At 47.6% G+C, this 21,006-nt stretch carries 20 protein-coding genes; 10 read left to right on the top strand and 10 right to left on the bottom strand.

Annotation, left to right across the window (positions count from 1 at the left end):
* Nucleotides 1–106 precede the first annotated feature (106 nt).
* The 7 genes from AC1DXC_RS15540 to AC1DXC_RS15570 form a co-directional block, all read right to left on the bottom strand.
* Nucleotides 107–901, bottom strand: coding sequence for an oxygenase MpaB family protein (locus AC1DXC_RS15540; protein WP_477460074.1), 795 nt, complete (start codon nt 899–901; stop codon nt 107–109).
* A complete protein-coding gene (locus AC1DXC_RS15545) occupies nt 870–1,271 on the bottom strand; it encodes a ribosomal maturation YjgA family protein (protein WP_477460075.1) in 402 nt (133 codons plus the stop codon). Before AC1DXC_RS15545 ends, AC1DXC_RS15540 begins: the two co-directional genes overlap by 32 nt.
* 1 nt (nt 1,272) lies before the next feature.
* Nucleotides 1,273–1,857, bottom strand: coding sequence for a hypothetical protein (locus AC1DXC_RS15550; protein ID WP_477460076.1), 585 nt, complete (start codon nt 1,855–1,857; stop codon nt 1,273–1,275).
* An 89-nt stretch (nt 1,858–1,946) separates the two neighbouring features.
* On the bottom strand, nt 1,947–3,293 hold the full coding sequence (xrtN, locus tag AC1DXC_RS15555) for an exosortase N (protein WP_477460077.1): 1,347 nt from the start codon (nt 3,291–3,293) through the stop codon (nt 1,947–1,949).
* Nucleotides 3,294–3,484: 191 nt separating this feature from the next.
* Entirely contained in the window at nt 3,485–5,998 is a 2,514-nt protein-coding gene (locus tag AC1DXC_RS15560; protein WP_477460078.1) for an XrtN system VIT domain-containing protein, read from the bottom strand.
* A 727-nt stretch (nt 5,999–6,725) separates the two neighbouring features.
* The gene (locus tag AC1DXC_RS15565) at nt 6,726–7,028 is read right to left on the bottom strand and encodes a winged helix-turn-helix domain-containing protein (RefSeq protein ID WP_477460079.1); all 303 of its coding nucleotides are present in this window, start codon (nt 7,026–7,028) and stop codon (nt 6,726–6,728) included.
* A complete protein-coding gene (locus AC1DXC_RS15570; protein WP_477460080.1) occupies nt 7,025–7,636 on the bottom strand; it encodes a hypothetical protein in 612 nt (203 codons plus the stop codon). Before AC1DXC_RS15570 ends, AC1DXC_RS15565 begins: the two co-directional genes overlap by 4 nt.
* Nucleotides 7,637–8,237: 601 nt before the next feature.
* On the opposite strand from AC1DXC_RS15570, the gene AC1DXC_RS15575 reads away from it, so the two are divergent.
* On the top strand, nt 8,238–9,005 hold the full coding sequence (locus AC1DXC_RS15575; RefSeq protein WP_477460081.1) for a DUF4382 domain-containing protein: 768 nt from the start codon (nt 8,238–8,240) through the stop codon (nt 9,003–9,005).
* 170 nt (nt 9,006–9,175) lie between these two features.
* Here the strand turns inward: AC1DXC_RS15575 and AC1DXC_RS15580 are convergent, their stop codons facing one another.
* The 3 genes from AC1DXC_RS15580 to AC1DXC_RS15590 all read right to left on the bottom strand — a co-directional run bounded on the left by AC1DXC_RS15580 (nt 9,176) and on the right by AC1DXC_RS15590 (nt 12,016).
* A complete protein-coding gene (locus AC1DXC_RS15580) occupies nt 9,176–9,397 on the bottom strand; it encodes a helix-turn-helix domain-containing protein (protein WP_477460082.1) in 222 nt (73 codons plus the stop codon).
* An 85-nt stretch (nt 9,398–9,482) separates the two neighbouring features.
* Entirely contained in the window at nt 9,483–9,722 is a 240-nt protein-coding gene (locus AC1DXC_RS15585) for a helix-turn-helix domain-containing protein (protein ID WP_477460083.1), read from the bottom strand.
* A gap of 440 nt (nt 9,723–10,162) precedes the next feature.
* A complete protein-coding gene (locus AC1DXC_RS15590) occupies nt 10,163–12,016 on the bottom strand; it encodes a rhomboid family intramembrane serine protease (RefSeq protein ID WP_477460084.1) in 1,854 nt (617 codons plus the stop codon).
* Nucleotides 12,017–12,429: 413 nt separating this feature from the next.
* Between AC1DXC_RS15590 and AC1DXC_RS15595 the strand changes: the two genes are divergently transcribed.
* From AC1DXC_RS15595 to AC1DXC_RS15635, 9 genes are all read left to right on the top strand, one after another.
* Entirely contained in the window at nt 12,430–12,708 is a 279-nt protein-coding gene (locus tag AC1DXC_RS15595) for a hypothetical protein (protein WP_477460085.1), read from the top strand.
* On the top strand, nt 12,708–13,112 hold the full coding sequence (locus AC1DXC_RS15600) for a PIN domain-containing protein (RefSeq protein ID WP_477460086.1): 405 nt from the start codon (nt 12,708–12,710) through the stop codon (nt 13,110–13,112). Before AC1DXC_RS15595 ends, AC1DXC_RS15600 begins: the two co-directional genes overlap by 1 nt.
* A 178-nt stretch (nt 13,113–13,290) precedes the next feature.
* Nucleotides 13,291–13,977: an NUDIX hydrolase gene (locus AC1DXC_RS15605; protein WP_477460087.1), complete on the top strand. Its 687-nt coding sequence runs from the start codon at nt 13,291–13,293 to the stop codon at nt 13,975–13,977.
* A 155-nt stretch (nt 13,978–14,132) separates the two neighbouring features.
* Entirely contained in the window at nt 14,133–15,032 is a 900-nt protein-coding gene (locus tag AC1DXC_RS15610; protein ID WP_477460088.1) for an NUDIX domain-containing protein, read from the top strand.
* 2 nt (nt 15,033–15,034) lie between these two features.
* The gene (locus AC1DXC_RS15615; protein WP_477460089.1) at nt 15,035–16,450 is read left to right on the top strand and encodes a nicotinate phosphoribosyltransferase; all 1,416 of its coding nucleotides are present in this window, start codon (nt 15,035–15,037) and stop codon (nt 16,448–16,450) included.
* Nucleotides 16,451–16,462: 12 nt separating this feature from the next.
* Nucleotides 16,463–18,454: a TonB-dependent receptor gene (locus AC1DXC_RS15620; protein WP_477460090.1), complete on the top strand. Its 1,992-nt coding sequence runs from the start codon at nt 16,463–16,465 to the stop codon at nt 18,452–18,454.
* A complete protein-coding gene (pnuC, locus tag AC1DXC_RS15625) occupies nt 18,454–19,083 on the top strand; it encodes a nicotinamide riboside transporter PnuC (RefSeq protein WP_477460091.1) in 630 nt (209 codons plus the stop codon). Before AC1DXC_RS15620 ends, pnuC begins: the two co-directional genes overlap by 1 nt.
* Entirely contained in the window at nt 19,076–20,071 is a 996-nt protein-coding gene (locus AC1DXC_RS15630; protein ID WP_477460092.1) for an AAA family ATPase, read from the top strand. The genes pnuC and AC1DXC_RS15630 overlap by 8 nt, the downstream gene beginning before the upstream one ends.
* Nucleotides 20,068–20,982 carry a ribose-phosphate diphosphokinase gene (locus AC1DXC_RS15635; protein WP_477460093.1) on the top strand — a complete coding sequence of 305 codons (915 nt, stop codon included), beginning with the start codon at nt 20,068–20,070 and terminating at the stop codon, nt 20,980–20,982. Before AC1DXC_RS15630 ends, AC1DXC_RS15635 begins: the two co-directional genes overlap by 4 nt.
* Nucleotides 20,983–21,006 lie beyond the last annotated feature (24 nt).

The raw sequence follows: 21,006 nt of genomic DNA on the forward strand, positions 1-21,006 counted from the left end.
GATGTATCGGGTCAATGGAACCCATCTTCCGAAGATGCGCATTGCAATGGAGCGTATTGTGGTTGTATCGACAAACGGGGGCGATGTATCGGTAAACGGTTGTGCCTTAGCCTACATCCATCGCCTTTATCTGCGCCTTGTATGCCGGGGGGAGAATAGCTTCCTTCATCAAGCCATCGAGCTTAAAGCGGCGAGAGAGTTTATATAGCTGGATAACAGGCATTAAGTACGACAAACTATCTATCGGCAATAGCTTTTTGGCCTCCTGAGGCACGATGAGCAGCTGCACTTGCTTCAGCAACTGGTAGCGGATAGTGCCCAAATGCTTTTTATATTGCTTGAATAAATCGATGGTGAAATCGCTTTTAACCAAATGGGCATCAAGGTGTTCGCGACGGGCAATTACCCAACTTTTATAGTCAATCGGCATTTCTTTTAGCCCCATGCGCAGGGCCATTCGGTAAAACACTTCGAACACGGCTTCTTTTTCGTCGTCAGATAATTGCCTGTCTAACAGCTCATAAGAACGAATGGAGTAATCTATCAGCATGAAGATTACGTCGCGGTAGGCCCAATCGGGTATCTGTGCGCCACGGGCTTTTTCCACGCCGTGGTGTATAGCGTTTATTCTATCTATCGCCGCCAGCGCGCCATCATATTCGGAGAAGATGATCATGCGGCCGTATTCAACTGTAGAGAAAAGCCTGCCCAGCGGGTCGGCCGGGAGCTTGCCGGTAAAGTACAGCCAGTCTACCGCCTTGTTCAGGGCAAACTCCGCTGCCGAGCCAGCAAATATGAACAGGATGTTATCGGCCTTGCTCCAGATAGTGCGCACGATAGAGCCCTGCTCTACGAAATATTTCTTCGGATTATCCATTTTTCGTCGCTCCTCGTAAGGCATTATGCCTTGATAACCAATGCTCTATAATTACAACCAACAGCATCCCCAGCGTATAAGCCAGCATATCTTCCCAGCGGAATGTGGTGCCAAATATGTTGCGGGCCAGGCTCGAGTTTTCCCAGCCCAGGTGGTTAATAAGGTGGTAATACTGCGTAACTTCTACAACATACGAGAAAACAAGCACGCCAATGGCCGTTACCCATAAATCGCTTTTAATGAACGATTTAACCGTGCAATACACAAGTATCACCACCAAAAAATCGCCGCCGTAGGGGCGTATGAAAGCATCGTGCATAAAATCGGCTATCAATACCTCGACATTGAACAGCAGCACCGCCAGCGCGAAATAGTACTTATTGAATTTGAACATGTTACAATCCCCGGCGGTTAAAGTGCTCTATTTTTTTGATACTTACGTAAGCGATATACAAGGGGATGATACCCACGGCCCCGAAAGAGCAATCTACCAGCGTCCAGAACAACGGGATGCCCCTGATAGGCCCCATGATGAATGCCAGCGGGAATATCATTACGCAGGCAAACATACCGAATTTTATTACCCATATATTCCGTACCGGGTCCCGAAGCGGACCAACGAATAATACGGCCAGCATAATGTGCGCAAATGCCAGCCAATCAGTACCATAGCTTAAAAACGGGTAGGTCTGGTTGCTTGCTTTTACGGCTGCGTAAACGGTGTTCATCCAGCTGTGTATGTACTCCGGGGCAGCGCCGCTTAGGTTGGCCAGCAGGCGCAGTTCGGTTTCGATGGGGAAGGCAGTTATGCCGCTGAGGAACAGCCCGGCTATCATCACTTTCATGCAGGTTTTTATCCGCCGCATGGTGTGATTGTAGTTGATGGTGCGGGCCAGTTTGATCGGGTTTTTCACGTCGTCGATGTGGCGGTTGAGGTCGTTGCCGGCGTGATTGAAGTCGGCGGTTTGGAGTGTTTTCATGATTGTTTTGTTGCTAAAATTTCCGTGTTTTTATTAAAATAGATGAAAAAAGGGGTCGTTTTTCCCGTGTTTTTCTTTGATTTTCTGTGTTATTCTTTGCTTACCATGATTTTGTTATTGAAAATCTTTTGCCCCAGCATCTCCCCTATTTTTTGCCTCAGTTTTTGGGGCGAAGAAGCGTTAATGTTCACCAGGTAAAACTGCCCCTGATTTTTGGCGGCAGCCCAGCGCCAGGCAAACTGGTTAACGGTTTTCAGGCGGCCATCATCAAACCACCAGGCGGCGTAGATGCGGTCATGGTTTTTAACGAGGGTGGCGGTGTACATATCGTGCCCGTTCAGTGTCTCTACCCGGATGGTTTTGAAAACGTAGCCGCTGCCTGCCCAGCATATCATAGGGTCGTGCTCGGGCGCGTAGAAAGCGGTTGGCTTGAGGTAGATGAGCGCCTCCTTATTTTCGAATTTGAGGATGCCGCCATCCAGTTGCGTTTTGTGGTAACCGGGCAGGCTGATTGCGCTACTGCCTCTCACCAGGCTGTCGGATTTTACCAGCCGCACCGCCACCAACAACACAGCCGCCAGCAGGCAGGCATGCAAGAACGGGTACCTCATGGCCGGCCACGCCTTCGCGTTTCCGACTGTGGTTTTAACCCTGCCAAAACGGGCAAGCAAGGGTTTGATGCCCAGCAGCAAAGGCAGCAGCACGTACAGGCAAAGGCAGCCTATGCCCACCGCATCGTGGAAGAAAGTGCCGGGCATGATCTTGAACATCACCAGCAGCAATATCCGGAAGAAGTTGCACCCGATGTTGAGCGCAACCGTTATCACGCAAAGCAACGCCAGCCATTTAAAGCCCAGCACCTTGCCGCTTCGCTTTTGGTAAAACGCCAACACAAACAAGCACACCAGTACCGACATCACCAGCATATTCAACCCCGCGCAGGCCGGGTCTACCGAGAACTCGTAATTGCCCAGCATAATTTGGTTGCCCGCCGCGCTGGCCTGCTGCCCGCCCATGGCCAGCACGACGGCTACCTTATCGCTCAGCCAAAGCCGCACCGGGAACTCGCCCATGCGGGTGATATGTCCGAACACCGGCGAAATAAGCAAGAGCAGGAACAGCAATATATCGCTCAACTTGCCGAGGGTACACTCTATAAGCAACAGCACCGCAAACACCAGGGCCACAAAAAAAAGCGTATTTACAGGCAGCAGCAGGGCCAATACTGCGAATAACAACGCGGGCCACAAATAGCGCAGGCTGCGACGGCATTTATCCACCGTGCAGATGTAAGGTATCAGCAATGCCCCCATCGCCACATTGGCATCCCCCATAAAATAACCGGGGATGAACCATAGGGCCAGCACCAGGTACGCCAGCCCGAAGAACATTGCCGGCTGTGGTTTGATGAGGGTTTTTAGTTGGATGGTTAGCATGGTCTTGTTTTTAATTCTATTATGTCATTGCGAGCGATAGCGCGGCAACCTCATAGGACATGTTGCCAGTTTGCTAAACAACGTTGCCTTGCCTATGAGGTTGCCACGTCGCCCCTACGCTTGTTCCCCGAGCCGCTCCTCGCAATGACATAGTGGTTACAGAGCTGATGTGCGAAGCGGTTAGTTTGGCCCTACAGCTGCGGTACGGCCCTTCTCCCCCTATAAATAAATGTCCCAACGATACCTGCAGCCAGTATGATCAGTACCCACTCCTGTGGCTCGGGTACGGCGCCGGATGATTTCATGGAGGCGTTGTTTAAACTGTTCTTGTTTTCATCGATGCCGAAGCGTTCGTAATCCTGCTGGGTTTCCAGTACGATCATGCTCGATACCGGCGATACGATGTACGCCTGCTCTGCCTCGGCGATGGTTAGCGGTTGCACGTAATCGTGGCGGAAGTAATCGGCACCTACCTTTTTCATGATATCGTTATAGGCAAACAGGCGCAGCAGGTGGTCGGGCGCATCGGCGGTTTTAAGACCCTGCGCTTTTTGTATCACCAGCCCGGCATTATCTATCACCACAGTATTCTGGTTTTCCTGGTCGACGGTGAATTGGTGCTTATCCAGCAGGGTATCCAAGCCCTCCACTGTGCCATTTGCATAGCGAAAAACACGCAGCTCTTTCAGGGCCTTCAGGTACGGACTCAACTGGCTGCCCATATTATACAGGCGGATATGCCTTGGCACTTTAAGGTAGGCGGTAAGGTCATCGGCAAAACCGCTGCCCTCCAAATCGCTTAAATTGGGCGATGCATCGCTGCCTTTTGTAACAAGCAAGGCACCGTCGGGCGACTGTATCTCGTTCACCGGGAACAGGCTGAAACGCTGCCTGCTCAGCAAATCGAACAAGCCATCTTTGTTGTTATCGCTCAGTTTTACCAGCTTATCGTAGTAAATGTAAACCGGCAGGCCTTTGGCTTTATCGTATATATCGTCGAACTCGGCTTTGGTCCAGCTGTTGTTCACATCCAGGTAAAGGGCCGTTGGAACGAAATTCTCGTACTGCGCTTGATAATCGCTTACACGGTAAGCGGTATCGGCAAAGGCGAAAGCGGTTGTGGCCAGCTGGGGGGCATCGCAGCTGATATCCCAATCGGGGTCATAAGTCCTGTCGGCAGTGTACACATCTGCGCCGGTTTGCTTAAAAATACCGGGCAATTGCAGGTTGGCGGGTTTGTTGCTAAAGCTCAACTTCAGCGTTTCGAGCGCAGTGGTTGCAGTCGGCCCTTCAAAGGAGGCGTTCTCGTACACCAAACGTTTGCCATCTAAGTGCAGCGGACTGGTGATCCCTATCCTGAACTTGCGGTTTTCATCCGTAGTGCAGGGGAACACCCGCACGCTGATGGTGTTGCCCTCCTGCCAGTGCACAACGGATGGATCGTGTCGTTCTACCCCTACGATGGTTTTGTAGGTCGAATCGGCTTTGGCCTTGGTGGTCAGCCTCGATTTTGCTTCCTTACCATCAATCCATAACGAGAGCGAACTCACAACCGAGCCCTCGGGCAGTTGGAAAGTGTAGATAGCCTCCTGGTTGCTCCAGCTGTTATGCGCATTGTTGCGCACGGTAAGAGTTTTCTCGGTATAGGCCATGCGGTACTCGGGGTACAGCTTTACATTGCTGATCACGCTGATGGTCTCCAGCTTGTCGCCAGCCCACAGCCTATCCTGCGCCTGGTGGCGGCTGTTGTACATGGCTTTGAGGATGTTGATGCGCTCGGTTTCGTCGAGGTTGGGTTTCCCGAAGAACAGGCTGGCCAGCACCACCAGCGGGTCGTGCTGCTTGCGCTCGTCGAAAGAGCGGCTCGGCATCCCTCCGAAAAAGAAATTATCCATGGCCGAAACTTCGTGGTACACCAGTCCCCTTTTCATGATGCGCTCGGCAATGGGCGATTTGTCCAGCTGCCGGCTCACGGCAACCCAGTTGGGCAGTTTGCCCTCATTCAGGTTGTTTTGGTTGATGATGAGGTTTATTTGTTTATCGGTTTGGCCCCAGCAGAACAGGAACACGCCGGCTGCTATCAAAGGCAGCACGAAGCCGGCTGCTGTGGAGTACAGCAAACCCCTTTCCTGCCGACCGGCCCTTAGCAGTATTACCATGGTGATGATGCCCAGGCAAAGCGGCGCAAAAGTATGCAGGGCAATGCCCGCAGCCAGTATGCCTATTAAACTAAGCACGTACAGCGGCAGCAGGTAAAAGGCATAGTACATGAACAGCAGCAGGGCCGCGCCCAAAAAAAAGAAGGTAAAATACCGGGGGATGGTACCGAGCCATTGGTGGCGCATGGCCAGCAGCAGGGCTACAGATGACACTACTACCCATATGCTGAGCCAATCGGTACTATCATCAAACACGTTCAATTCGCGGTTGAGGGCGAATGCGCTGATGAAGCTGAGCACCAGCAGCACGGCGGTATGCTCGGCCTTACCACGCGAGTAGTGCCAGCCATGCTTTTGGATGGTATCAACAACCACCGCAATGCCGAAGCCTACGGATATCACGTAGTTCACCAAAAATGCCCCGAATGCCGAATCGGGCCGGCCATACAAGCCCGTGAGCCAAAACGATGCCGTGGAAATGAGGATAAGCACCAGGCCGATGGTGGTTACCTTGTCTTGCTTTAGGTAGTTGCTTATTGTTGTCATATTATTTATTTAAAAAGTACTTTGAAATTCAGAGTTTATGGGTAAAAAAATAGGCTTGTTAGCCTCAGCCTGCCTTCTCCAAAGAGAGGGTTATATTTATTTCCCGTTACCGCCGGGTCTCTCGATAGAGGACCCGGCGCCCGTAGGACAGGTAGCGAATATGCATCACGAAACGCATCGTGATACACGCCGGAATGTCCTGCTTCCGCAGGGTCCTCTATCGAGAGACCCTGCGGCGACAAAATCGCTTTGTCATTGCGAGCGATAGCGTTGCAACCTCATAGGGCGTATCGCCAATTTGCTAAACAACGTTGCCCGTCTATGAGGTTGCCACGTCGCCCCTACGCTCTTCCTCCCCCGCTGCTCCTCGCAATGACATGGTGGTAAGTTATTTCAATTATGTCATTGCGAGCGAAGCGCGGCAACCTCATAGGACATGTTGCCAATTTGCTAAACACGTCGGCCGTCCTATGAGGTTGCCACGTCGCGCCACCACGCTTCCTCCCCCGCTGCTCCTCGCAATGACATGGTGGTAAGTTATTTCAATTATGTCATTGCGAGCGAAGCGCGGCAACCTCATAGGACATGTTGCCAATTTGCTAAACACGTCGGCCTTCCTATGAGGTTGCCACGTCGCCCCAACGCTCTTCCTCCCCCGCCGCTCCTTATAATGACGTGGTGGTTAATTACATTCCACTTTGAAATTCAAAGCGTAAGCCCAAATTTTTTACTTCTTCTGCAGTTTTATCAAATTTTCCAGCTCCTGCAGGTGGCGTTTAAAAGCCTGTACGCCCAAATCCGAAGCGATGTACTTCGTGTTTGGCTTGCGGCCCAAAAAAGATTTGTTCACGGTGATGTACTCCTCCTTTTCCAGCGCCTTAAGGTGCGAGGCCAGGTTGCCGTCGGTAACGTCCAGCAGTTCTTTCAGCGAATTAAAGTCGTAGCTTTCGTTGGCCACCAGCACGCTCATGATCTGTAAGCGTATGCGGTTCTCGAAAGCCTTATCAAAATTAGTTAAGGTAACTTTCACCTGTCGTATTTAAAGTGCATAATGGTACCGTACAAAATGTGCAGCACGCCAAAGCCAAAGGCCCAAAAAAACAGGCCGTAGCCCGGGAAGATGGCAGCAAGCAAGCCCAGCCCAACATCAAGCAGGCCCAGCCATTTTACGTCGCCAAAGGTATATTTACTCGCAGCTATCAGCGCCAATCCGTAAAAAATTAATGTACAGGGCCCAATTACCACGTAGTACCCGCGCAATAGCATAATTACGCAGAAGATACCGCCGGTAACCAGTGGTACCGCGCCGTTCAATAACAACGATTGGCTGCTTTGGTTCCAAACGCTCTGGCCTTTTTTACCTGCTTTGCGCAGGGTAAGCAATACGCCGGTGAGCAGCGACAAAAAGAGCACTACAGCAGCCACTAAAATAAGCCGCTCTTCCAGCAACCGGTAATACCCCCGTTCAAGAAACGAATCGGTACGCAGGTATAACAGGTTATATGCTATGCCGGCACCAACCAGCGCATATATGCCGGCCAAGATGCCCGATAAGCCGCTCAACGAAATAAACTTGGTGCTCCTATCCATAATGGTGCGGATGGAGCTTATTTCGGCCAGTAAATCTTTTTCTTCCATTTAAAGTACTTTGTTATTCAAAGTAACGGAATGAAAACGAAACGTGCAAGAAGTTTTTCAAAATAATTTGGACGGGGGATGTGATGCGCGGGGTTGGGGGCTGCTGAAGTGATTGAAACTTTGTGAAGAAACGGTTTTAACGCTATTATGTCATTGCGAGCGATAGCGTGGCAACCTCATAGGACATTTAGCCACATTGCACAGTAGCGATGCTTGTCCTATAAGGTTGCCACGTCGCCCCTGCGCTTTCTCCCCGCCGCTCCTCGACATAGTCGTTTTCCCCTTGCCGGAGGGGCTCTCGATAGAAGCCCGGTGCCGTAACACAGGTAACGAAGATGCTTTACGGTTGATAAAACCTGATACCTCGGGAACTTCCAGCTTCCACAAGGTCGTCTATCGAAAGATCTTGGCGGCAAAAGATGGTAGGAGATCCTCTTTGAGACCTGTCCATTATGACATACAGTTAAAATTGAACCAAAAAATGACAGGGACGAATCGCCTGAAAAGAGCCGGTTCGTCGACACATAAGGCCTGTTAACCGACACATTACCGCCTTAGGCACCGCTTTTGCCCCACTGTATTTGAACCAAAATAATTTATTATGAAAAAGCTATTTTTATTTGCCGCGATCCTAAGCCTTACATTTTTTGCTTGTAAAAAGGACGCTACTAACTCCGCAGGCTCAACCTCGAACGTAACCGTGAAACTAACCGATGCGCCAGGTGCCTTCGATGCCGTTATTCTCAGCATAAAAAGTGTGGTAATTGTAACCGATAAGGGCGAACAAACCCTTGATGTTAATGGCGGGCCGATCGATATTCTGCGCTTCCGCGAAGGCAGAGATACTATACTTGCCAATAAGGATATCCCCGCAGGTACCATACAACAGATACGTTTGGTATTGAATGATACCGGCAACAAAGTAATTGTTGCCGGTGTATCGTTTGACCTTACCACCCCCAGTGGCCAAACTTCCGGTGTAAAACTTAATGTGCATGATAACCTCACCGCAGGGATTGCCTACACCATGCGCCTTGATTTTGATGCTGCGCAATCAATAGTATTAACTGGTAACGGTAAATACGTGTTAAAACCGGTTATCCGGGCCATTCCGCAAGCTGTTTCGGGCGCTTTAAGCGGCGTTGTTTCGCCTGCAGCTTCTTCACCAAAAGTTTATGCAATTATGGGAACCGACACCGTGGGAACCGTTAGCGACGCAACGGGTAAATTCTATTTTTCGGGTTTAAACGCCGGGACCTATAATGTTCTGTTTGTGCCCGTAAGCCCTTATACTGCAAAAACCGTTACCAATGTAACCGTTACCAACGGTGCAGTGCAGGATATGGGGACCGTAACCATTACGCAATAAACCTTTTAGAAATTCTAATCAGCGGCTACCTGCAAGGGTAGCCGCTTTTTTTATTTAACCTAATCCTCGTTTTTTAGCAAACGATAATTAGGGAAGCGTTTAAAAAAAGAGAGTTCGCGTTGATATACTTTTACAATAATGGCGACTGTATGATAAGAAGCTATATTGTATTACGCCACGTATAGCACCGGTTTCAGCATATCGCGCATATCAATCTCCATGGCATCGCAGAGCAATATAAACCTGTCCAGCGTAATGGCGGTAAAGCCAAGCTCCACTTTGCTGTAAGCATTTTGCGACATACCTAATTTATAAGCGATGTAATCCTGGGTATAATTTAGTTGCAGGCGCCTTTGGCGTATGGCTGCGGCAAGTGCTTTTCCGTTAAACATAGGTGCTCGGTTTATAATTGTCGCGTAGGGACAACAAACAAATTACGTCATTAAGAGCAGTGCGGTTTTGGTGCTGTGCATGTAATTATATTCCCTGGTTGCGTAAGCTTTCGGCGTAATTGCTCAGCAGTGCCTTCTCGCTTATCTCCAATGCATCGCACAAAACAATAAATTTGCCCAGGGTAATGCCGGTTTGCCCAAGCTCCAACTTGCTATAGGCGTTTTGCGACATCTCTAACCTACCTGCAACATATTCCTGCGAATAGTTCAATTCCAGCCTGCGCTGCCGTATAACCATCGCCAGCGCCTTTCCGTTGTACTTCATAAAAATATTTATCCGCACAAGGGGGCCGCTTGTACTATCGTGCTTTAAACCGGAGATATCCATCTATCCCCCTTAGCGATGATTTACGAAATTAATTTTAACGAAGTTTTTGTAGTTATAAATAAAAATTGACCTTGATTAAAGGATTTGAGGATTGAAGGATTTTAAAAATTTGTCTGAACTCGAATTTTTCGTGTTTAATTGATTTCAATGGCACTCAAGAAGGCTTCGCCGTTTTAAGGAATTTATGGAATGGGCAGAATTGATTAGTCCTTAATTCCATGAATTCCCCTAATTCCTTAAAATTCGAGTTCAGACAATTGAAAAGCAAGGTCTGTGGTGCTTCGGCTAGGTCCTGCCCCGCTATGCGCTCCAAGCCGCCGGTAGAAGCGGGCTTTTCGCTGCTATCGGGTTTAGGTTACGCGGGCCAGGGGGGATAATTATCCTTCCGGCTTCTGCTCTTCTCCCTCATCAGCCACCACCTCCTTCTTTCGTACGTATTTGCGTTTAGGCTTTGGCTTGGGCAGGTAAAAATACAGCACGCAACCTAACACCAGTCCGGCTGTTAAGCCGCCTATATGCGCAGCATTATCGGCATTGCCAAAAATACCCAGCAGCAAATTATAGCCGATGAATACTATGTTCAATATCAGCAGCCCCCGGTTGGCTTTCAAATCTGCGCGATTGGTAAGCAACAGTACGATAGATACGCCATAAAGCCCGAATATAGCCCCCGATGCACCCACCCCTACCGATGCCGGGTGCCACCATATACTGGCCAGGCTGGCTGCAATGCCGCAGATAACATAGGTGATGGCATAACGCAGTTTACCAAGTTTTGGCTCTAAAAACAAGGCCGCAAAAAACAGCCCGTACAAGTTGCCCGCCAAATGCATTAAGCCGCCATGCAAAAAAGTGCCGGTAAGTAAGCGCCACCATTGGCCATCTAAAACCGCAGGGCGGTAATTGGCTCCCCAGTTCATTAATTCATCGGCGGGGAAAGAAATAAACCCGAGCCCGGCGAACACCATGATGATAAACATCAACACATTGATAGCCGCTATAATAGCTGTAACGTACAGGTTGCTTTTGGTTAGCGATTGCAGCAAGCCGGTAAATGAGAACTGTTTACCAGGCGGGGGATTAAGGTACAGTTCATACGCCCTTTCGTCCATTTTGGGGATGCATATCATAATCAAAAATATGGCCGCGCCAATGCCGTAGCCCTTAAATATCCATCCTAATTTATCGCCTGTGCGTGTTTCAAAGGGTTGGTTTACCGCCTCTAAAATAACAGGCGGTTTGGCTGATACGGATATCTTGCCCACGGCCTTTAACAAGCCCCGGTGTTTGGTGCTTGCGCCTATCCTATCCAGGTAGGTAAAGTTTTCGAGGTTGGTATCTTTAAATGCTTTTTCGGTTTCCTGTGCAAACGCTTTGTAAGCACTTTCTTTTTCCCCATCGTTTAAGTTATTGCTTATCCGTTTTTCAAACTCTATACCCAGCCAGGCCTTTGGCGCAGTACGGTCGTCAAATACCTGCCCGTGCTGCGCGCCTTTGGTGGTGATGATAATAACCCCATTTTTAGCAGCTGCGCCGTAAATAGGCGAATAATCCACAGGCTTAACAATTGAAACATCGAGCACATCATCAGGATTGATCGTGTTTAGCGTCGAATTATCGATTGTCGCACCATCTACCATAATCAGCGCTTTTTTAGGATCTACGCTGCCCTTCAGCTGCGTAAGGGGCGCTCCGGTAAATACGGGCGCCGCCGGTGCTTTTGCCGTATCCAGTACCGGGCACACCACGTCGATGTAAAAAGTAAGCGTTTCGTTGTTCTTGCCGCTCGTTTCGGAGCGGTAGTGCACGCCGATGCGGGTTTTATCGATATAATGGTGCTTTAGCTTATAAAACTTGGTGAGCGGCTTGCTGCCGATGCCCGAAATACTTTGCAGGGTAGTCAATTTACCCGTGGCCAGGGGAATATATTGCTGCGCAATAATCGTTGGGATACATATGGAAGCAGCTATCGCCAGATAATACAACATCGGCAGGTCGGATTTTTTTGTTTTCAGCCTCAGCAGCTTCAACCGGGGCCTTAGCACCAGCAGTATAGGTATCCACACGAGCGAAAACGGCAGCCAGTAATTCACTACGTCATCATTTAGGGCCAGTAGCTCCAGCTTGATGATAAGCAGCCAGTTTAAAAAGGTATAGCCCGCAATAAAGCCTGCGCCGACAAGCAGGTAAGGCAGGTATATCAGTTTGATTTTGAGGAGAATTTTATTCATATTATACTATTGTGATTGCACCGATTTATGGGGATTGATTGCACCGATTATACTGCTACCCGCCTATTGTTCTCCCTTTTTCAGCACCTAAGGTTTATCGGAATAAATGTACGGCACAGAACGGGGATTTTTAACTCTTTAAATACTTTTTCAGTGGTGTTAAAGAGGGGTGCGCCGTTTCACCGATTTTGGTTTGATTTCACCGATTTTGATATGTTACGATTATCAAGCCGGCTCATCGTAAAATTTGTCTGAACTCGAATTTTTCGCTGTTGTTTATTTTAAAGGTGCTCAAGAGGGCTTCGCCGTTTCATGGAATTTATGGAATGGGCAAAATTATGTCGGTTCATACTGCTTATTCAAAATAAACGGCTTTTAATACCCTGATTTGGTTTAAAGAATAATTGTTATTTTTGAAAAACGAACGGAGTTTCATCCTTAATAATGCCGGTATGACAGTAGCAAACAAAAATATCATCGACACTTACGCCAAGTTGTTTGAGGGATTGGATGCAATTACGAAAATAGAACTCATCGAACGTTTGTCTAAATCGTTGAAAAAAGAAAAAAATTCAACGGAAAAAGCTTTTTTCAAATCATACGGTGCTTGGGGTTCAGATAAGCCTGCCGAAGAAATTGTGAATGAAATAAAAGCATCCAGGAAATTCCGGGAAAAAGATCTCAACTTCTAATGCAATACCTTCTTGATACCAGCATTTGTATATTCTTTTTGAGGGGCAAATTGGATTTAGCCACTATTATACGCGAAAAAGGGCGCACAAATTTTTTCATATCTGAGATAACAGTTGTTGAACTGCGATTTGGCGCAGAAAATAGTGGAGACCCCCTCAAAGCCCATAAGGCTGTAGATGATTTTATCAATGGACTTTCCATCATACCTATATTCGGTAGTATAAGGCGCTACGCAAAAGAGAAAGTGCGATTGAGAAAGATAGGCAAGCCTGTAAACGACGAGTTTGACCTTCTAATTGGGGTTACTGCTGTAGAAAATAGCCTCATATTAGTAACCGATAACGTTAAAGATTTTAACCGGATTGAGGGAATAACAATTGAAAATTGGTATACAAGAAATTAGTAACCTCAAATTCTGCCCATCCCAAAAATTCCTTAAAACGGCGAAGCCTTCTTAAGCACCTTCCTGGAGCAAAGAACTTTCGGGTTATGCCCAGCAATGGGCCAACCATTTGGCCATCACCAACACCTTGCCTTCGTTTACCCTTTGCGCGCATCCCCCTTATTGATACATTTGCAATATGGCGGTTTCGCAAAATATAAAAGTTGCTGTAGATGCTGTGGTATTTGGGTACACGTCTAAAGAAGGGCTGTCTGTATTGCTCATCAAGCGGAACATCCCCCCTTTTAAAGATGCCTGGGCATTACCCGGGGGCCTGGTGGGCGACCTCGAATCGCTGGAGGATGCCATCCACCGCGAACTGAAGGAAGAAACCGGCATCAGCATCAACTACCTTGAACAGCTTTATAGTTTTGGCCAGCCCAACCGCGACCCGCGAAACAGGGTGATCTCCATCACCTACTATGGCCTGGTAAAACCCGATGCCTTTGAGCTACATGCCGATACCGATGCCGCCGATGTGGCCTGGTTCAATATCAAAAACATCCCGCAACTGGCTTTCGACCATGCCGGCATCATCCAAACCGCCCACGAGCGTTTAAAAAACAAGATCCAATACCAACCGCTTGGCTTCGAACTGCTGGAAGAAAAATTCCCCTTTTCCGAACTGGAGAAGCTATACACCACCGTGCTCGATCGCCCTATCGACCGCCGCAACTTTAAAAAGAAGATCACCGGCTTCGGCTTTTTAGAAGAAACCAAAGAGAAGCAACAACTAAGCGGCGCGGGCCGCCCCGGCAACCTCTTCCGCTTTAACGAAGAAAAATACTTCCGCCTCAAAAAAGACGGCATCACCTTCGAGGTCTGATCTCCTTTACATTCAAAGCACACATCTTGTCGTGGTGAGCCTGTGAATTGTCATGGCGAGCCTGTCGAACCACCACCCTAAAAAATAATTGAAAAAATAATTTGCGTAATTAAAACACATATTTATATTTGCGTATAATTAACGCAAATTAGAAAATGAAAACCGCAGTTATTATCGCCCGATTCCAAACCCCATACCTGCACCAGGGGCATCAGCAGCTTATAAGCCAGGTGATGGAAAAGCATGATAAATTGATTATTATGCTGGGTGTTGGCCCCCTAACCGGCAGCCGCAAAAACCCTTACGATTACCACACCCGCGAAAAAATGATCAAAACCAGCTACCCTACAGTGGTTGTGCTGCCGGTAAGCGATCACCCGAGCGATACGGTATGGTCGGATAACCTGGATAACCTGCTCAAAGGCGTTTTCCCTAACGAGCAATTTTGCCTTTATGGCAGCCGCGATAGCTTTATACCCTACTACAGCGGCCGGTTTGAAACCGTAGAACTGCCCGAGCATGGCGACTATAATGCCACCGAGCTGCGCAAACAGTACGCCGATAAGGTTTTCGATTCTAACGACTTCCGCGCGGGCATCCTTTATGCATTGTACAATCAATACACCAAAGTTTACCCAACTGTTGATATCGCCATGTTTCGCCATAATAAAACCGAGATATTGCTGGGCAAAAAATCCATTAACAACAAATGGCGCTTTATAGGCGGTTTTGCCGACCCGGAGGATGCTGATTACGAAAGCGCCGCGAAACGGGAACTGACCGAAGAAGCGGGCGAAATGGAAAGCACCGCCATGCAGTACGAAACCTCGGCCAAAATAAACGATTGGCGCTACCGCAGCGAAGCCGATAAGATCATCACCCTGCTGTTTAGCTGCGAGCATATAAGCGGCGAGCCAAAGGCACAGGATGATATCATCGACCTCGGTTGGTTTAAACTGGCCGACCTGCCTCAAATGATCGCTGATGAGCTCATCAGTAACGAGCACATCGCCATGTTTACCTTCATCATAAATAAATACCTAAACAACAAATAGCCATGAAACGCGAAAATTTGATCCTACTGGCTGATGCCTACAAATACGCTCACCATAAATTATACATGCCCGGCACTACCAATATCTACAGCTACCTGGAAAGCCGTGGCGGCATGTTTAACCAAACGGTGTTTTTTGGGCTGCAATATTTTTTAAAGGAATACCTGCAAGGGCCGGCCTTCACCCAGCAGGACCTGGACGAAGCTGCCGACTTTTTACCACAGGTTTTCGGTCGCGATGATGTTTTTGATAAAAGTAAGTTCCAGTATATTTTAGATAAATACAATGGCCACCTGCCTGTTAAAATAAAAGCCGTTGCCGAGGGCACCGCCGTACCCACCGGCAACGCCCTCATGACCATTGAGAATACCGACCCGGAGTGTTACTGGCTCACCAACTTTTTAGAAACCCTGCTGATGCAGGTATGGTACCCCTGCACTGTAGCTACTTTAAGCAGCGAGGTACGCAAAGTAGTTACGCAATTTTATGCCGAAACTGCCACCGAAGGCAGCGAAGCCGGGATAGATTTTGTACTGAACGATTTTGGCTTTCGTGGCGTAAGCAGCGTAGAAAGCGCTAAGCTGGGCGGCGCGGCGCATTTACTCAGCTTTAGCGGCAGCGATAATTTGGCAGCATCTGTAATGGCAAAAAACTATTACGCTGCCCAAAAAGTTTACGGCCTCAGCATCCCCGCAACAGAGCATAGTATTTGTACGTTGCTGGGCCAGCAGGGCGAATTGGAGGTATTCAAACATGTGCTGAATACCTTCCCCACGGGCACCATTGCCTGCGTAAGCGATAGCTACAACATCTTCCGCGCCTGTGAAGAATACTGGGGAGAGGAATTGAAACAACAGATCCTGAACCGCGAAGGCACCCTCGTTATCCGCCCCGATAGCGGCGACCCGGTAATGACCCTGCTGCGCATTTTCGAGATCTTGTTCAACAAGTTTGGATATACCGTAAATGCTAAGGGTTATAAAGTGCTTCCACCGCAAATAAGGGTGATACAGGGCGATGGCGTAAACTACGAGGCTATTAAAGTGATGTACCAAAGTTTAAAAGCTAACAACATCAGCGCCGAGAACCTGGTGCTGGGCATGGGTGGTGCCCTGCTGCAAAAGGTAGACCGCGACACCCAAAAGTTTGCATTAAAATGCAGCAGCGCAGTGGTTGGCGGTAAGCAGATAGGCGTAGAAAAACACCCCACCGAACTGGATGCCAACGGCAACCTTACCCAAAGTTTTAAAAAGAGTAAAGCCGGCAGGCTTAAACTGGTAAAAATTAATGGCATCTTTAAAACCGTAAACCAGCAGGACAACCCCGGCCTGGCCGACGAGCTGCACACCGTGTTTGAGAACGGCGCATTAGTTAACGAGCTGAGTTTTGAGCAGGTAAAAGCCAATTTGAACCGATAAACCTAAACACTAATGTTGAAAAAAACATTGCTTATCATTTTATTATTTGCAAGCCCGGCCCTCAAAGCGCAACGGCTTGTTAAGCCCGATACTGTACACAAAATAAAAGAAGTAGCCGTTGTTTACCAGGCCGATAAATTAACCCCTGTTACTTTTCAAAATATAAGTGGCAAAGATTTAAAGGCCCGGTCAACCGGACAGGAACCTTCTTATTTACTTTCAGAAACGCCCTCCATTACCGTTTACTCTGATGCCGGCAGCACACAGGGATATTCCTATTTCAGGATGAGGGGGATAGATCAAACCCGTATAAATATATCACTGGATGGGGTGCCTTTAAACGAACCGGAAGACCAGGGCGCCTATTTTTCAAACTATCCGGACCTTATTAACTCGGTAAGCCGCCTGCAAATTCAGCGGGGCGTTGGCACAAGCAAAAATGGCGTAGCCAGTTATGGCGGCAGCGTTCAGCTGTTTTCGCCCAATCTTTATGATCCCGCTTACACCACTTTAGGTTTCGGTTACGGTTCTTTTAATAGTTACAGGGCGTTTGCCGAATTTAACAGCGGCCGGCAAAACAACAAAGCATTTTACGCCAGGGCATCGCAACTTTATGCTGATGGTTATAAGCATCACTCATCTAATCTTTCACAATCTGCCTTTTTAAGCGGAGAACTAATTTATGATAAAGCCATTTTTAAGATGAATGTATTAGCGGGCCATCAGCAAAACGAGCTGGCCTGGCTTGGTGTGCCTGAAGCATTGATACAGCAGGACAGGAGGACCAACGCAGATGAGAATGAACACGATAATTTTACGCAATGCCTGGTTCAACTGCAGGGTGCGTGGCATCCCAATAATTCTTCATCGCTTCAGTCGAGCGTTTATTATACTTATCTTAACGGCAATTACGATTTTAATTTAAATAGCTATTTAGGGGTGCCCGGTACCGGCGAGCTATATAATTATGCGTTCCGGTCAAACCTGGTGGGTATGTTCAGTAACTATACATTTTCTAAGGGCGGACTAAACTGGACCACCGGCGTACAAGGTAACGTTTACCAGCGCCGGCATACCGGCAGCGAAAAAACGCTGGGCAAGCTATACGTAAATACCGGCTACAAGCAAGAGTTTGGCGCTTTCAGCAAAATTGATTACACCATTAACCGGCTAACGCTTTTTGCCGATGTGCAGGCACGTTACGCAACGTTTAATTACCGGGGCGATGTACCGCTGGATAAATTATACTGGCATTTTTTAAACCCTAAAGCCGGCATAACCTGGCAGGTAAACAACCACATGGTTGCCTATTACAGTATAGGTAAAACCGGAAGAGAACCAACCCGGAACGATCTGTTTGGCGGAAATGATAATTTGATAACCGATAGTTTGGGGCAGCCGCTGGTTTCCATTAAAAACCCCGAACGTGTTGTTGACCACGAATTGGGTTTTAGGTACAAGTATGGCAAAGTGAGCTGGAACCTGAATTTTTATTATATGGATTTCAAAAACGAAATTGTACTCGACGGAAAGTTTGGCCCTAACGGGCTTGCGCTTACAAGCGACGTTGAACGCAGTTACAGGACCGGTGCCGAAGTTACTTTTGCATACCAGGTAAACAGCAACTTTAGTTTAATAAATAACTCATCGTTCAATTACAGCCGTATAACCGAGCAAAAGCAGGTAATTGCGCCCATATTAACGCCACCCGTTATCATTAACCAGGAAGTTGTTTACACCCGGAAAAAATTTCTGATCAGCTTGTCGGCACGTTTTCAGGGGCAGTCTTTTATTGATTATGCAAACACTGCCAAAATAAACGCTTATGCCATATTAAATAGCCGCATGCAGTTTAATATGGGCAAATTTGAGCTGGGTGTTTTTATCAACAATATAACCAACACTAAGTATTTTAATAACGGCTACGTAGATTTTGATGCCAGTAAAAAGTATTTTGTGCAGTCGCCCGCTAATTTTTACACTTCGGTAAAATATACTTTTTGATGCGTTTTTTCGATATAGGAAACATTGCCTTCAGCATTATAGGTTATCCCATCAGTTACGTAGAGATGGTGGGCACGCTATTTGGTTTAATTTCGGTTTATTACGCATCAAGGGCAAATATCCTTACCTGGGGTACAGGTATCATCAACGAGGTGTTTTTATTTATCCTGTTCTTCCAGGTTCAGCTTTATGCTGATATGTTTTTGCAGGCATATTTTTTTATCGTAACTATTTATGGCTGGTACAACTGGAACACAAGCAAAGCTAAAAGTCATATTACAGTAATAAGTACAAAAGCCCGCTGGGCGCTAACCGTTGTGGTAATTGCCGGGGCATTGCTGGCCGGTTTGCTTATCAGCAACATCCACATTTACCTGCCCGGTTACTTTAAAATTAGCGCAGCTTATCCCTTTACCGATTCTTTGGTGATGGTTTTAAGCATAGTGGCAACCATTTTATTAGCGAAAAAAAAATTGGAGAATTGGTATCTATGGATCCTGATAGATGCCATTTGCGTGGTCCTCTATTTAAAAAAGAGCGTTTATTTTCTCTCGCTCGAATATCTTATCTTTCTAGGGCTGGCAATTTACGGAGCCATTAACTGGAAAAAGCAATTGGTAAATGACTAAGGCATTCGTATTTGGCAAGTTTTTACCTTTCCATAAAGGGCACCAGGCCATGATAAGCTTCGCGCTTACCCGCTGCGATTTTTTATCGGTTTTGGTTTGTTGCGATGATGAGGAAACTATTCCGCCCGGCGTACGAAAGGCCTGGATAGAAGCCACCTTCGCCGATATTGAAAACATGGAGGTGAATGTTTTATGTTACAACAAAAGCGTATTGCCCAATACATCAGAAACATCTGTAAACGTGTCGCGTATATGGTCTGCCGAGTTTAAAAAGATATACCCGGGCCATCAAATCGTGATTACATCAGAGCCCTACGGCGAATTGGTTGCCGGCTTTATGGGCATACAGCACGTTGCCTTCGATATTTCAAAAACGCAGGTCCCCGTTTCGGCAACATTCATCCGTAACAACCTGTATGCCGGCTGGGCTTTTTTGCCCGATGCTGTAAAGCGCTATTTTGCCCTTAAAGTGGTTATACTGGGTACAGAATCTACCGGTAAAACCACTTTGGCGCAGCTACTTGCCGCCCATTATAATTGCAACCTGGTTTTAGAGGCAGGCCGAGACCTGATCCCCAACTCAAACAATATCACGATGGAGAGCCTGCAATTGGTAGCTACAGCGCATGCAAACAGGATAGTTAGAGCTATGGTTGGCAGCAGCCCTTTAACTATCATTGATACCGATATTAACATAACCCGGTCTTACTGCCGGTTTGTATTTAACCGGGAACTGCCCGTAAGTGATTACATTGATACCGCTAATAACGCCCAATTGTACCTTTACCTTAACCACAACGCGCCGTATCAGCAGGATGGCACGCGGTTAAGTAAACCCGGAAGAGACTTATTAGATGCCAGCCACCGGGAAACGCTGGCAAGCCGCAATATTGCATATACCGAACTAACAGGTAACTGGCAAGATCTCTTTAACCAGGCAACTATTCATATCGACAGGCTGATCAAATCAAAAACTATTAATTTATGATGAAAAAGATCCTTTTCCACATCAAAGCATACGAATACCTCGCCGAAAAAATGCTGGCCTGCAGCAATCTGGAACGCGGCGAAGTAGAGGTAAACACTTTTACAGATGGTGAACGCTACCAGCGCATCCTGAGCGAAGTGGAGAACCGCGACATCATTCTGCTGGGTGGCACCGTTAACGACGAAGCCACGCTGGAACTGTTCGACCTGGCATCATCGCTGGTTAGTTATGGTGCTAATTCCTTAACGCTTATCGTGCCTTATTTTGGTTATTCTACCATGGAAAGGGCGGTGTTATCGCAGGAGATCGTTACCGCCAAAACGCGGGCAAGGCTGTTTAGTGCTATCCCACGCAGCAACAAGGGTAACCGTATCTACCTGTTCGATCTTCACTCCGAAGGCATTCAATACTACTTTGAGCATGGGCTGTACCCTGTGCACGTTTATTGCAAGGATATAGTGATAGACGCGGCCCGGCAATACGGCGGCGATAACTTTGTAATGGCCAGCACCGATGCAGGCCGGGCCAAATGGGTTGAATCGCTGGCGAACGATATGGGGGTAAACGCTGCATTCATCCTCAAGCGCCGCCTCAAAGGCGACCAAACCGAGGTAAGCGCCATTAATGCTGATGTAGCCGGCAAAACCGTTATTATTTATGATGATATGATCCGGTCGGGAGGCAGCATTATCAACGCGGCGAAAACCTACAAAGATGCCGGCGCTGCCGATATTTATGTGATATGCACGCACGGGCTGTTCGTAAATGATGGACTACAAAAATTAAAAAACTGCGGGTATATCAAAAAACTCATCTGTACCGATTCGCACATCAATACCCAAAACCTGCAGGATGATTTTATAGAAATAAGAAGCATTGCCGGGCTTATTTGTAAGGCTATTAAGGCGTAGGGGCATTCGGCTCACATCCCTTGA

The organism is Mucilaginibacter sp. P2_D11, from assembly GCF_056404435.1.

Excerpts from the sequence above, each read along its gene's own strand:
- AC1DXC_RS15540 (WP_477460074.1), bottom strand. The coding sequence starts at position 901 with ATGCCTTACGAGGAGCGACGAAAAATGGATAATCCGAAGAAATATTTC.
- AC1DXC_RS15545 (WP_477460075.1), bottom strand. The coding sequence starts at position 1,271 with ATGTTCAAATTCAATAAGTACTATTTCGCGCTGGCGGTGCTGCTGTTC.
- AC1DXC_RS15550 (WP_477460076.1), bottom strand. The coding sequence starts at position 1,857 with ATGAAAACACTCCAAACCGCCGACTTCAATCACGCCGGCAACGACCTC.
- xrtN (WP_477460077.1), bottom strand. The coding sequence starts at position 3,293 with ATGCTAACCATCCAACTAAAAACCCTCATCAAACCACAGCCGGCAATG.
- AC1DXC_RS15560 (WP_477460078.1), bottom strand. The coding sequence starts at position 5,998 with ATGACAACAATAAGCAACTACCTAAAGCAAGACAAGGTAACCACCATC.
- AC1DXC_RS15570 (WP_477460080.1), bottom strand. The coding sequence starts at position 7,636 with ATGGAAGAAAAAGATTTACTGGCCGAAATAAGCTCCATCCGCACCATT.
- AC1DXC_RS15575 (WP_477460081.1), top strand. The coding sequence starts at position 8,238 with ATGAAAAAGCTATTTTTATTTGCCGCGATCCTAAGCCTTACATTTTTT.
- AC1DXC_RS15580 (WP_477460082.1), bottom strand. The coding sequence starts at position 9,397 with ATGTTTAACGGAAAAGCACTTGCCGCAGCCATACGCCAAAGGCGCCTG.
- AC1DXC_RS15585 (WP_477460083.1), bottom strand. The coding sequence starts at position 9,722 with ATGAAGTACAACGGAAAGGCGCTGGCGATGGTTATACGGCAGCGCAGG.
- AC1DXC_RS15590 (WP_477460084.1), bottom strand. The coding sequence starts at position 12,016 with ATGAATAAAATTCTCCTCAAAATCAAACTGATATACCTGCCTTACCTG.
- AC1DXC_RS15600 (WP_477460086.1), top strand. The coding sequence starts at position 12,708 with ATGCAATACCTTCTTGATACCAGCATTTGTATATTCTTTTTGAGGGGC.
- AC1DXC_RS15605 (WP_477460087.1), top strand. The coding sequence starts at position 13,291 with ATGGCGGTTTCGCAAAATATAAAAGTTGCTGTAGATGCTGTGGTATTT.
- AC1DXC_RS15610 (WP_477460088.1), top strand. The coding sequence starts at position 14,133 with ATGAAAACCGCAGTTATTATCGCCCGATTCCAAACCCCATACCTGCAC.
- AC1DXC_RS15615 (WP_477460089.1), top strand. The coding sequence starts at position 15,035 with ATGAAACGCGAAAATTTGATCCTACTGGCTGATGCCTACAAATACGCT.
- AC1DXC_RS15620 (WP_477460090.1), top strand. The coding sequence starts at position 16,463 with ATGTTGAAAAAAACATTGCTTATCATTTTATTATTTGCAAGCCCGGCC.
- pnuC (WP_477460091.1), top strand. The coding sequence starts at position 18,454 with ATGCGTTTTTTCGATATAGGAAACATTGCCTTCAGCATTATAGGTTAT.
- AC1DXC_RS15630 (WP_477460092.1), top strand. The coding sequence starts at position 19,076 with ATGACTAAGGCATTCGTATTTGGCAAGTTTTTACCTTTCCATAAAGGG.
- AC1DXC_RS15635 (WP_477460093.1), top strand. The coding sequence starts at position 20,068 with ATGATGAAAAAGATCCTTTTCCACATCAAAGCATACGAATACCTCGCC.